Annotated in this window: 17 protein-coding genes; all 17 read left to right on the top strand. The window is 35.3% G+C overall.

Features of this window, described 5'->3' with window-relative positions:
- Positions 1–123: 123 nt before the first annotated feature.
- The 17 genes from ACW2QF_RS12730 to ACW2QF_RS12650 all read left to right on the top strand — a co-directional run bounded on the left by ACW2QF_RS12730 (position 124) and on the right by ACW2QF_RS12650 (position 12735).
- Positions 124–354, top strand: coding sequence for a hypothetical protein (locus tag ACW2QF_RS12730; protein ID WP_455716383.1), 231 nt, complete (start codon positions 124–126; stop codon positions 352–354).
- Positions 355–370: 16 nt separating this feature from the next.
- Positions 371–940 carry a hypothetical protein gene (locus ACW2QF_RS12725; RefSeq protein WP_455716382.1) on the top strand — a complete coding sequence of 190 codons (570 nt, stop codon included), beginning with the start codon at positions 371–373 and terminating at the stop codon, positions 938–940.
- Between the two features lie 302 nt (positions 941–1242).
- Complete coding sequence (locus ACW2QF_RS12720) at positions 1243–1449, top strand: YdbC family protein (protein WP_455716381.1); 207 nt, start codon at positions 1243–1245, stop codon at positions 1447–1449.
- Positions 1450–1496: 47 nt separating this feature from the next.
- Positions 1497–2501 (top strand): macro domain-containing protein, encoded by a 1005-nt coding sequence (locus tag ACW2QF_RS12715; RefSeq protein WP_455716380.1) that lies wholly within the window; start codon positions 1497–1499, stop codon positions 2499–2501.
- 99 nt (positions 2502–2600) lie between these two features.
- A complete protein-coding gene (locus ACW2QF_RS12710) occupies positions 2601–3269 on the top strand; it encodes a vWA domain-containing protein (RefSeq protein ID WP_455716379.1) in 669 nt (222 codons plus the stop codon).
- A 23-nt stretch (positions 3270–3292) separates the two neighbouring features.
- Entirely contained in the window at positions 3293–4264 is a 972-nt protein-coding gene (locus tag ACW2QF_RS12705) for an ADP-ribosylglycohydrolase family protein (protein ID WP_455716378.1), read from the top strand.
- Positions 4265–4421: 157 nt separating this feature from the next.
- Complete coding sequence (gene acnA, locus ACW2QF_RS12700; RefSeq protein ID WP_455716377.1) at positions 4422–7130, top strand: aconitate hydratase AcnA; 2709 nt, start codon at positions 4422–4424, stop codon at positions 7128–7130.
- Positions 7131–7238: 108 nt separating this feature from the next.
- Positions 7239–7523 carry a hypothetical protein gene (locus tag ACW2QF_RS12695; RefSeq protein ID WP_455716376.1) on the top strand — a complete coding sequence of 95 codons (285 nt, stop codon included), beginning with the start codon at positions 7239–7241 and terminating at the stop codon, positions 7521–7523.
- A gap of 32 nt (positions 7524–7555) precedes the next feature.
- On the top strand, positions 7556–8050 hold the full coding sequence (locus ACW2QF_RS12690) for a hypothetical protein (protein WP_455716375.1): 495 nt from the start codon (positions 7556–7558) through the stop codon (positions 8048–8050).
- Entirely contained in the window at positions 8047–8262 is a 216-nt protein-coding gene (locus ACW2QF_RS12685; protein WP_455716374.1) for a hypothetical protein, read from the top strand. The genes ACW2QF_RS12690 and ACW2QF_RS12685 overlap by 4 nt, the downstream gene beginning before the upstream one ends.
- 368 nt (positions 8263–8630) lie before the next feature.
- Positions 8631–9089, top strand: a complete 459-nt coding sequence (locus ACW2QF_RS12680) for a low molecular weight protein-tyrosine-phosphatase (RefSeq protein ID WP_455716373.1) — start codon at positions 8631–8633, stop codon at positions 9087–9089.
- 202 nt (positions 9090–9291) lie between these two features.
- On the top strand, positions 9292–9630 hold the full coding sequence (locus ACW2QF_RS12675; RefSeq protein ID WP_455716372.1) for an ArsR/SmtB family transcription factor: 339 nt from the start codon (positions 9292–9294) through the stop codon (positions 9628–9630).
- Between the two features lie 13 nt (positions 9631–9643).
- The gene (locus ACW2QF_RS12670) at positions 9644–10405 is read left to right on the top strand and encodes an EFR1 family ferrodoxin (RefSeq protein WP_455716371.1); all 762 of its coding nucleotides are present in this window, start codon (positions 9644–9646) and stop codon (positions 10403–10405) included.
- Between the two features lie 169 nt (positions 10406–10574).
- Positions 10575–10940, top strand: coding sequence for an ArsR/SmtB family transcription factor (locus ACW2QF_RS12665; protein WP_455716370.1), 366 nt, complete (start codon positions 10575–10577; stop codon positions 10938–10940).
- Positions 10941–10942: 2 nt separating this feature from the next.
- On the top strand, positions 10943–11374 hold the full coding sequence (locus ACW2QF_RS12660; RefSeq protein WP_455716369.1) for an EFR1 family ferrodoxin: 432 nt from the start codon (positions 10943–10945) through the stop codon (positions 11372–11374).
- 16 nt (positions 11375–11390) lie between these two features.
- Entirely contained in the window at positions 11391–12098 is a 708-nt protein-coding gene (locus ACW2QF_RS12655; protein WP_455716368.1) for a nitroreductase family protein, read from the top strand.
- Between the two features lie 115 nt (positions 12099–12213).
- Positions 12214–12735: an N-acetylmuramoyl-L-alanine amidase family protein gene (locus ACW2QF_RS12650; RefSeq protein WP_455716367.1), complete on the top strand. Its 522-nt coding sequence runs from the start codon at positions 12214–12216 to the stop codon at positions 12733–12735.
- The last annotated feature ends 149 nt before the right edge of the window (positions 12736–12884 follow it).

Below are 12884 nucleotides of genomic sequence, written 5' to 3'. Positions count from 1 at the left end.
TAAATCAAAAGATTGTGAGATAATAAAAAAAGTAATAGACAAACTTAAAGTATGGGTGTAATATAAAAATGTAAGAAAGAAATATATAAATCTAACAATCTAACAAAGGAAAGGGAGGATATTATGAAAAAAAGAATCAACAGTTTAATCAGAACTGAAATTTTAAGTTATCTTAACACTCATAATGGTGCACCAACTAAGGATGTAATTGATTTTGCGATGACAATACTACCAACAGTTACAACAAGTAATATGCATGTTTACATAACAAGACAACGTATGGCAGGAAATATCTCTGCTTTAGTGACTAAGTTTATGGCTGTAAAATGTATCAGCTCATGCTTATATATATAGTTGAGAAAGGAGTCATATGAGTAATAGTGGTTTTGAGAAATATTCATTTTCCTATAAAATTGGATTAATGCCTGTATCATCTAGTCGAGTGAATTTTGAGACTGATAGTTTATCGGAGGAAGCAGGATCAAAAGATGTAAAAGAATTTATTAAAGAAAAAATTGAAGAGTTTTCTGAAAAATCGGAGAGTAGTGTCTATAATGCAAAGGTTGTTGATTTATCAACAGTTAATATATCAGAAAGAACTATTTCCTTTACATTATATAGTATGGAGGAACTTCCTATTTTGGGGCGTAGCGTCAGGCTATTATCGCAGCTAGTTTTGGAAGAGCAATATTTTCAGAACTTATTGGTAAAGAAAAAGTTATTCAAAACATTCATACCAATTGAAAGCAAAGGGAATGATTCGAAAAAGAAAATAGTGGATGTATCTCTTGTTTCTGATACAGACCTTGTAAAAGGCTTAGTGGATATTTTAGTACTTCCTGAATATGCAATAAGTAGTGAGATTCGAGGTGCTGTAGAACAAATGAAAGTATTAGCTGCTGAGTCTGGACTAATAGCAATTAGTACGAAAGAAGAATAACGCATATCGTATATTCACAAGTATAAGAGAAGAAGGTTAGAAATAGCCTTCTTCTTTTTTCTGGAGTATCCATCAGGGAAGAAATGTTATGATTGTATATGTAAATATTCTATGATACACTGACTTTGACGAAGGCAGATCCAGAAGTTTTAAGAAGACAGGAAGATGCACTTAAAGTTCAAATGGCTTAAGAATTGACCACCTGAAAAGGCACAGTGAGTAGTTAATATTGTAATAAAGTCGGGGGACTTAATGAGTAGTAATAAGTTAATATAAAATTAGAATTAAAGGGAGAAAAAGAGATGGCAGATATAAAATATGATATTATAAAAGAAATAGGAGTTCTATCAGAGAATGCCAAAGGATGGCGTAAAGAAATTAATCTAATCAGTTGGAATGGAGCAGTACCAAAGTATGATATAAGAGATTGGGCCCCAGAACATGAAAAGATGGGGAAAGGTGTTACATTGACGGAAGATGAGGTAGAACAATTAAAGAAATTAATATAAGTAAAAATTGAAGCTACATCATTTCTGGTGATAGAGGAGTTGATTAGATGCCATTTAGAATAGTTAGAAATGACATAACAAAGATGCAGGTTGATGCAATCGTAAATACAGCCAATGAGGAACCTATTTATTCTAGTGGTACAGATACTGCGGTATATGCAGTGGCTGGAGCTGAGGAATTATTGAATGCGAGAAGAAAAATAGGTTTTCTTAATGAAGGTGAAGTGGCTATTACACCAGGATTCAATCTTGTGGCTAAATATATAATTCACGCAGTAAGTCCTTTTTATGAAGATGGAAATAATGGAGAAGAAGAGAAGCTTCGTTCATGTTATGAGAAAAGTTTGCAACTTGCACTTGAAAATGATTGTAAAAGTATTGCTTTCCCACTTATAGCGACAGGAAGCTATGGATATCCAAAAGCGGAAGGAATGGAAATTGCTCTTAGTGTAATTCATAATTTCTTGATGAAAGAAGATATGATGATATATTTGGTTGTTTTTGATAAAGAAGCAGTCAGATTGTCAGGACAGATATTTGAAGATATTGAAGCTTTCATTGATGAAAATTATGTGGTAGAAAAACATAAGATGGAATACGGATTTAGCTGTGAATGTGAAAGAATATCTATGGATCTTAATGACGAAGATTTATCTGAAATGGTAAGGAGAAAAGACCTAGATTTAGAAGATATCGTTAAGAATGTCGGAGAAACCTTTCAACAGCAGCTATTCCGATTGATTGATGAACGTGGAAGAGATGAGGTTGAGGTGTATAAAGGTGCATGCAAGGACAAAAAATTCTTTTACAAGATAAGAAATAATGTGAATTATCAGCCAAGTAAGCATACAGTATTTGCATTTGCTTTATCCTTAAGATTGACTTTGGAAGAGACGAAAGATTTACTTGCGAGTGCAGGATTTGCACTGTCACCAAGCAGTAGGTTTGATCTGATTATGCAGTATGTTTTTGAACAAGAAATATATGATATGTATAAGATTGATTGTATTCTTTACGATTTTGGGGAGGAAAAATATTTTAGCTGTGAGTAGATTAAGAAAAAGTCGCCTGTGAGGCGACTTTTTTTGACCTGATATGTTGTATAGTTTTCTTAGTAGCAAGAAAATAAATATAAATGGAGGTCATATATTATGAGAAAGAATTTAACAGAAATCGTGTTTATTTTAGATAGAAGTGGTTCAATGAGCGGATTAGAAGCAGATACGATTGGAGGATACAATTCTCTTTTAGACAAGCAAAAGAAAGAGGAAGGACGGGCAATTGTTTCAACAGTTCTCTTTGATGAAATGCAGGAGGTTCTCCTAGATAGAATGGATTTGGATAGGCTCAAACAGATTACAGAGAAAGAATATTATGTGAGAGGTTGTACTGCCCTTTTGGATGCAGTTGGTGGAGCGATTCATCATATTGGAAATCTGCATAAATATGCAAGAGAAGAGGATAGACCGGAAAAGACCTTGTTTATCATAACCACAGATGGTATGGAAAATTCAAGTTACAGATATACCTATGATAGGGTTAAGAAAATGGTGGAAAGACAGAAGAAAAGATATGGCTGGGAATTTTTATTTCTTGGAGCTAATATAGATGCGATCGAGGTGGCTGCAAGATTTGGGATTAATGCAAATCGCGCAGTGAATTATGAATGTGACAGCAAAGGTACACAAGTGAGCTATAAGACACTGAATGAGGCGGTTAGCCGTGTTAGAATGTGTGAAGCATGTGAAATGGATGAAGCTCTTGGTGATGACTGGAAAGCAGGTATTGAGGCAGATTATTGTATGAGACATCAGGCATAGTTTATCAGATTGGAGTGAATGATATGAACAAGAGAAATATATGGTTAGATTGTATTATGGGCGTAGTAGTTGGTGATGCTTTGGGTGTTCCGGTAGAATTTTCGGAGAGAGAAGAACTTGCAACAGGTCCTGTAGAGAATATGGTAGGCTATGGAACTTTTAATCTGCCAAAAGGTAGCTGGTCAGATGACAGCAGCATGACATTAGCAACACTAGATAGCTTGAAAAATGGTTTTGAACTAACAGATATAATGAATAAATTTGTACTTTGGCTTAATGATGGAAGATATACTCCATTTGGAGAGACTTTTGATGTTGGTAATACCTGTTGCCAGGCTATATTAAGATATATTGCAACGAAAGATGTGCAAACCTGCGGTGGAAAAAATGAAAATGATAATGGAAATGGTTCTCTTATGAGAATTATGCCAGTGTGTTTGTATTTTTATGAAAAACAGAAAATAGATAATCTTAATGATGTAGAGGTTATAGAGAAAATACATGCAGTGTCTGCTTTAACTCATGCACATCAAAGAAGTAAAATTGCCTGTGGATTATATTATTTTATGATTAAAAGCATTTTGGATAATCAAGGAACTCTTATGGAACGATTGCAGATAGGACTTGATGCTGGCTTTGGTTATTATGAAAAAGATGTTTCTAATTTGGCTGAGTTATACCAGTATAGAAGAATTAGGGATTTGAATGAATTTATCGATACCGAGGAATCTGATATTAAAAGTTCTGGCTATGTGGTTGATACCTTGGAAGCAGCCTTATGGTGCATTGTAAATACGGATACGTATACGGATTGCGAATTAAAAGCAGTGAACCTAGGGCATGACACAGATACAGTTGCTGCTATTGCGGGTGGTTTAGCGGGATTATATTATGGTTATGATGAAATTTTAGAAGAATGGCTAGAGGTGATTCAAAGACGAGAATGGATTGAAGAAATGTGTAAGTTAAGAGACAACACTTATGCACTTATATAGGAAATGTATTTTAACTTCAGAATGATAACAAGAGATGATCTTTGTTATCATTCTGAAGTTTTTGAATAAAGTTTCTATTGACATTTCCCCAGACCTTGATAACATTAACACTATAACCTTATACATATAACAAATGCATTCAAATTGGAGGAATGTTATGAAAACTAGACTAAAAGAAGATTCTTTAAGAACTTTTGAATTAAATGACCGTACATATAGCTATTATAGTATAGAATCACTAAAAGATAAGGGGTACGATATAGAACATCTCCCTTTTTCTATTAGGGTTCTTTTAGAGTCTGCACTGAGACAGTGTGATGACCATTCAATTACAGAAAGGCATATAGAAATCCTAGCTGACTGGGCTAGTGGTAAATTCGAAGGAGAAGAAGTCCCATTTAAACCAGCCAGAGTTATTTTGCAGGACTTCACAGGAGTTCCAGCAGTCGTTGACCTGGCTGCAATGCGCCATGCAATGAAAGAAATCGGAGGACCTGACTGTGTAGAGAAAATCAATCCAGAGGTTCCTGTAGATCTTATCATAGATCACTCTGTACAGGTTGATACCTATGGAACTAGTGATTCTTTAAAAAATAACATGGATATGGAATTTAAGAGAAATGAAGAGAGATATGAGTTCTTAAAATGGGCTCAGGAGACCTTTGATAATTTCACTGTAGTTCCACCTGGGACAGGAATTGTTCATCAGGTGAATTTAGAGTATTTGGCTCAGGTAGTGAGACAAAAAGTGGAGGGAGATAAGACTTATTTATTTCCTGACAGCTTAGTTGGAACAGATTCTCATACCACCATGATCAATGGACTCGGTGTCCTTGGTTGGGGAGTAGGAGGAATTGAGGCGGAAGCAGGAATGCTTGGACAACCTTCCTATTTCCCAGTACCTAGTATTGTTGGTGTAGAACTAGTGGGTGAGCTACCCAAAGGAACTACTTCCACAGACTTAGCGTTAAAGATCACTAATATTCTGAGAAAAGAAGGGGTAGTAGGTAAGTTCGTAGAATACTTTGGGAAGGGAATAGAAGGTCTTTCTCTTGCAGATAGGGCGACCATTGCAAATATGGCCCCAGAGTATGGAGCTACTTGCGGATTTTTCCCTGTGGATGAGGTTACCTTAGACTACTTAAGACTGACAGGTAGGAGTGAAGAGCAAGTATTATTAGTGAAATCCTATTTGGAGAAAAATCTTATGTTCTATACTAAGGATAGTAAGAGACCTATGTATTCAAAGATTTTGACTGTAGATTTATCTACAATGGTACCAAGTCTTTCGGGACCAAAAAGACCACAGGATTTAATTCCTCTAACAGATATGAAAGAGGAATTTAGAAAATCAGTGACTGCACCAATGGGTAATCAGGGACATGGTTTGACAAAAGAGGAATTTAATAAGGAAATCGAAGTTACACTTAATGATGGAAGAAAAACCATATTAAAAACAGGCTCCATAGCGATTGCAGCAATTACCTCCTGTACCAATACATCTAACCCATATGTTATGTTAGGTGCGGGACTTCTGGCTAAAAAGGCTTTAGAAAAAGGGCTTAGTGTTCCTGCGCATGTAAAAACTTCTCTAGCACCTGGCTCCAAGGTAGTTACTACATATCTTGAAATTGCAGGGCTGCAAACCTATCTTGACCAGCTTGGCTTTGAAACAGTAGGTTATGGATGTGCTACTTGTATAGGAAACTCAGGTCCGTTAATGAAGGAAATAGAAGAGGCCATAATAGAAAAAGATCTTTTGGTTACCTCTGTGCTTTCAGGTAATCGAAACTTTGAGGGGCGAATTCATCCACTTGTAAAGGCAAATTATCTAGCGTCTCCTATATTAGTAGTAGCTTATGCATTAGCAGGAACAGTGGATATTGATTTCGATAAGGATTACCTAGGGGAGAACCAGAATGGGGAGAAAGTCTATCTAAAAGACATCTGGCCATCAGCCGAGGAAATCAATGAGACTATTGGAAAAGTATTGAAACCACAGGTATTTCGTAAAGAGTACGAAGAGGTATATGAAGGTAACTCTATGTGGAATGCCATTGAATCTAAGAAGGGTACTTTGTATGAATTTGATGAAAAATCAACATATATTCAAAATCCACCATTCTTCGAGGGACTATCAAAAGAGGTTGGAACAATCAAGGAACTAAAAGATTTACGAGTACTTGGTAAGTTTAGAGATTCCATTACCACAGACCATATTTCTCCTGCAGGTGCAATTGGCAAGAATACTCCAGCAGGCAAATATCTCATAAGTCAGGGGCAAGATCCTGTTGACTTCAATACCTATGGTTCCAGACGAGGAAATCATGAAGTTATGATGCGAGGAACTTTTGCCAATATTCGTATTAGAAACCAAATCGCACCAGGAACAGAAGGTGGATACACCTGTTACTGGCCAACTGGTGAAATTATGTCAATTTATGATGCTTCTCAAAAATATCAAAAAGACAATACAGGGCTTGTGATTCTGGCTGGAAAAGATTATGGAATGGGATCTTCCAGAGACTGGGCTGCAAAGGGTTCCTATCTGTTAGGTGTGAAAGCTGTTATTGCAGAAAGTTTTGAGAGAATTCACAGGTCGAACCTGGTAATGATGGGAATTCTTCCACTTGAATTCTTAGATGGAGATTCTGCGGATAGTTTGGGTCTGACTGGTAGTGAGGTATACGAAATTAAAATTGATGAATCAATTAAACCTCATGAGAATGTTAGTGTAAGAGCAATCTTAGAAGATAAGAGCGAGAAGGTATTCATGGCTAAAGTACGCTTTGATTCAAATGTTGATATAGACTATTACCGACATGGCGGAATTCTTTCGATGGTATTGAGGGGAAAATTGTTTTAAAATATTCGTTATTATGAAGAGTCTTAACGAGTAGATGGAAGGTTTGATAAAGAAATACAAGAGGAAAATTAGTAAAATAAAAAAGGGCTGATAAGTGGAGGTGAGAAAATGACATATCAAGAACTTCTAGATCTTTTTATTAAAGGGGAAGGTGTAGATGAAACTACATTTTACTTTAATAATGATGAAAAGAAGGAAGAACATTATATCGGTTACTTGCCACAATACGAAAAACCATACTGGGCAGGGTATTGTGATATAAAAGATGGTTGTGAGTTCTCTTCCGCAAAAGAATTATTTACTGCAGAAATATACGATGGGCAATCGATAGAGCAAAGATGGAAACAATTTGTGCTAACGACTATAGGTGGTATACCTCTAGATGATTTGTAAGAGATGCTAAGACAGGAGCGATTGTAAAACATTTGAAGGAAGTTGAATTGCCAGCAGGGAAGAAGGCTGGCAATGCATTAGTTCAAGCTGTAAAACAACACCCTGTAGCTACTATAGGTATCGGAGTTGGTGTGGCAGCCGGTGGTGCTTTAACAGCATATGCAGTAAAGAGAAAGAAGGAGAATGAGTACAGAAAAAATTCTCCTGAATGTGATATAAAATTTGAAAAGTCATTTAAAGCATATTTACAGGCGATACGAAAGGGTAAACTTGATGAAAAAACTATAAATAGGTTGATAGCAGACTTAGAGGTAATAAAAGAAGCAGATGCAGAAGAAAATATTTCTTTTGAACTATATACAAGTGAATTAAAACAGCTTGTAAATATGATTTATGACTATACGAGAAAATTGGCTAAAGTGAATGATGTCAAATTGGAGGAATTTAAACAACACTCGATTAATTCGATTGATAATTTACATTCCTACTTAGAAGTACAAAAACGCATCTTTAAGGAGGCGACATGATAACACTAAAAGATAAAGAAGTAGAAAGAACAAAAAGAAAGCGAGTAGGTATAGAAACTGAAGTTAAGATTGCACTGGAAAATGATATAGGAGTTCCAGTACAATGCAAAGATAGTCAAAATATAATTAGAGGGATATATGGATTGTTTGCAGTTTGTGAAGATAAGGAGCATTGTTTATACATAGGTAGGTCATGTGATATATCTGGTTAAATATGGAATATGAAAAAGTAGTTGGGGAAAAACCAGAGAATTGGCCTACAAATGAACGTGAACACGTATTAGAATTATTGCGTGATAGTGTTGTAATGATTGCCTTATGCAAGACCATGATGTGGCGATAAATAAGAAACCAGACAAATGTCCGGTATGTGGTTCTAAAAATATAAATATGATGTACCGAGAAAATTCTTAGTAGTACCCATCCCCGTTTACTACTAATTCTACTACTAACGGGTAGTCACAACTTGCAAAATCATGCTATAATTTGCTTAGTTGACAGACTAAAAGGGAAATTACAACAAAGCCAGAAACCCTCGCAAAACAGGGCATTTCTCGGCATTTTAAGGAGTTTGATAACAATGATTAAAGTACTTTTCATTTGCCACGGCAACATCTGCCGATCCCCAATGTCAGAATTCGTATTCAAAAATATGGTAAAAAAAGAAGGTCTAGAAGACCAGTTTATAATCGCATCCAGTGCAACAAGTACAGAAGAGATTGGTAATCCAGTACACCCAGGTACGAGAAAGAGATTACAAAAAGAAGGTATATCAACATCAGGGAAATATGCAGTTCAATTAAGAAAAGAAGATTATGATAAGTATGATTACTTACTAGGAATGGATTCCTATAATATAAAGAATATATATCGAATTATAGGAAAAGAAGACCCTGTTAAAGTGAGAAGATTACTTTCATTTACTGATAGGGAAAGAGATATTGCAGATCCATGGTATAGCGGAAATTTTGATGAAACATATAACGATATTGTGGAAGGTTGTGAAGCCTTTCTTAAGTATTTATACTTAGAAACTTAATAACAAACATTACTACATAGCCGTTAGGAGGTAACACTCTTAGCGGCTTTTTTCATACGAGGAGGTGGGAGTCATGTTGTGACGTGGTTATATCTCGACTTTCTTTACAGATGTTGCAGAGTAGATTTATTGTGATACAATGTTTAAGTGTTCAAATATTTAAACAGAAAGGTTGGAACATGGTATGAAGGATGGATATAGAATGAAATTAGACAATCTACTGGCAGAATTTCAATATTGTCAAAAGGCACTTACAGCGATTGGAGATGAAACAAGACAGCATATTATATGTGTCATGTTAAAGGAATCTGGAGAAAAGGGGATGCGGGTTACGGATATTACAGAGCATACAAACTTATCCAGACCGGCAGTATCACATCATATGCAGATTATGAAAGATTCAGGTATTGTAAAGTATTATAAGGAAAAGACGTTTATATATTATTATCTGGATCCTGATGCACAAATGGTAAATACTATGGCATCGCTCATGGAACATATTACAGAACTGACACAGAGTATAGCAAGATGTAAAGAATAGGAGACATGGATATATGATTTTGTATTTTTCAGCAACCGGAAACAATAAATATGTGGCAGAGGAACTTGCCAAGAGAACAAATGACAGGACGGTTTCGATCTTAGACTGTATGAGACAGAACCTGTTTCAGATTGAGCTTGCAGAGGGCGAAAACCTTGGTTTTGTTCTTCCAACCTATTTCTGGGGACTGCCAACAGTTGTTATGGAATATTTTAGAAAATTTAAGATGAGTGAAGGAAAGCACTATACCTATTTTATAGCAAGTTATGGTACTTCTCCGGGAGGAAGTCATATATTTGCTGAGAAAGCACTTGGTGATTCCAATGTGAAATTCAATGCGTATTACAGTATTTGTATGCCGGATACCTGGACACCTGAGTTTGACTTAAGTAAGGCAGATGAAGTAAAGGCAATCAATGATGCCGAAGTGGCTCAGATTGAGCAAATGAGTGAAAAGATTTCCTGTCACGCAGAAGGTAATTTTATGCAGAAAAAGAAAAGCTATTTTGCATCGAAATTGACCTATACGGTATATGACAAAATTGCCAGAAAAACAAGGCATTTTCATGTGGAAGACAGTTGCATCGGATGTGGACTTTGTGAGCAGAAATGTCCGGTATGTGCAATTGAAATGAGAGATGGTAAACCGGTATGGGTGCAGGATAAATGTGTCATGTGTTTGGGCTGTCTGCACCGTTGTCCGAAATTTGCAATTCAATATAGTACAAAAACCCAAAAGCATGGGCAGTATAAGCATCCGGGGGTAAGCCTATGAAAAAGAAAGTTCCAAATGAACAAAATTAATGTTGTTTTTGTTTTTTTACCTATGGTCTCAAAAATCTTTCGTCTTGTCTTGCTTTCTCAATATTGAAATTATGCAAAAGAGATGTATAATCAAATCAATCGTTCGTATGAGCGAACCAAAGAACAAAAAGGGTGATAGTATGAGAAAACAGATAGACATGATTAAACATGATTTTGCTAGGGCACAGCCTTTGTTGAATGTCATTGGAGATGAAACCCGTCAGTTGATTTTAATAGTCCTAATGGAGACAAGTTGTAAAGAAGGTATGCGTGTGGGAGAAATTACTACCAAGACACATTTATCAAGACCTGCTGTTTCACACCAGATCAAGATATTGAAAGATTTAGGCATTGTAAAGTGTAGAAATGAAGGAACTATGAATTTCTATTACATTGATGTCAGCCATAACAAGGAGCTTTTTAGTTATATGAAAAAGCTGGTTTTAGATATTGAAAAGCTGATGGATATTATAGAAATAGAACATTCAATGAGAGAGAAGGAATAATTATGGTTTTGTATTTTTCAGGAACTGGGAACAGTAAACACCTTACAGATATTATAGCTGATAAAACCAAACAACCATTATATTATCTAAATGATGCCATTAAGAAAGGGGAACACAGTGAAATTTCACAGAATGAGACATTGATATTTGTTACACCAATTTATGGGTGGCGTATTCCGAGTATTGTGGAAGAATGGATTCATGAAAATAATAATTTGAATGGACAGAAAGTATATTTTGTCATGACTTGTGGTGGTGGAATTGGAAATGCAGGTAAGTGTACGAAAAGGTTGTGCAGTGATAAAAATTTGCAGTATTTAGGTTGGCGTGGTGCTTGTACCCATTGTATGACTTGTATTTGTGCTTGTCCGGTGTCAGCAATTGAATATGGTGATATTAGTAAAGGAAAAAGAAGATATCATTGTCCAAATTAAAGTGAGGTATTAGAAAATGAGAGAGGCAATCGAAAAAAGAATCGCAAGAAGAAGTTTTGAAAAAAAACCTCTAACGTTAGAAGAACAGAATAAAATCAGAGAAATGATTTCAGTTGCAAATATGCTGTCTGGTCTTTCTATGGAATTCGTAGAGGATGGAAGCAAAGCTTTTGAATCACTAAAAAAGAGCTATGGCTTATTTACAAATGTACGTTCATTGATTTTGATGAAGGGAAAGAAAGAGGATGAGAATCTTCATGAAAAGATTGGTTACTATGGGGAAGATATTGTACTTAATGTGACAGACATGGAACTTGGAACCTGCTGGGTTGGAGGAACATTTGATAAAGAATCATTTTCTGTATTAAATGAAGAGGAGATTGTCTGTGTTATTTTGGTGGGAAAAGTTGAGAAGCAGACAATGAAGGAAAAAATGATTCGAGCAGCTTCAAGTAAAAAAAGAAAATCCATAGAGCAGAGATTAGAATCATCTGTGCAGATTCCGAATTGGATAGCAAATGGTATGGAAGCAGTACGACTTGCGCCAAGTGCAAAGAATTCTCAAAAAGTAATGTTTCATTATGATGGACAGATATTGACTATTGATGTAGTTGATGATTATGTAATGGATTTAATAGATTTAGGAATTGCTAAGAAACATTTTGAAATTGAAACTGTAGGTAAATTTGATTTAGGAAATGGTGCAGCATTTCAAGTAAGATAGAATATATTAGATACATGACAAATTTTTTTTTAAAAAGTATGCACCAATTGAAACATCGAGCATAAGATGATAGGGAATTATGTCAGATTATAACGAATAAGATTGGAGCGATGTCATGCCATTAAGAGTTTGTATTGATGCAGGTCATGGTGGAAAAGATCAAGGCGCAGTTAATGGTGAAAGATATGAAAAAGATGATACTCTACGTTTGGCTTTACAACTTGGTAAAATATTAAGACAAAATGGAGTAGACGTAGTTTATACACGATCGGATGACGTTTATAGTAGCCCAGTAAACAAAGCTAAGATTACGAATCTATTAAAGGCAGATTATTTAATAAGCATTCACAGAAATGGTGCTCTATCTAAGAAAACGTCTGGTGTTGTTACGTTTGTGTATAATAAAAAAGGTACGAAACATAGGATTGCCACTAATATTAATAATAGTGTTGCCGCACTTGGTTTTAATAATCGTGGCGTAAAATCAAGAAAGAATCTTGCTGTTTTAAATAGGACGGATATGCCTGCAATACTTGTTAATATTGGATTTATAACAAATGATAGTGATAATATGTTGTTTGAGAATAAATTCAATGAAATTGTTGAAGCTGTAGCTAAATCCTTCTTAGATGCATAAGGATTAACATATAGAGTAACGAATAGAATATGAATTGATTAAAAATCAATTTAACTAAATTATAGACAAGGCATACAATTTTGTTTGCCTTGTCTTTTTAGATGCGATTCAGCCTTTAATATACTCCATAATATACCAATCTTTGAGGG

The organism is Anaerosporobacter sp. (assembly GCF_965301125.1).
The sequence above is the reverse complement of the archived record's forward strand: the minus strand, read 5'-3'. Positions and strand labels throughout refer to the sequence as shown.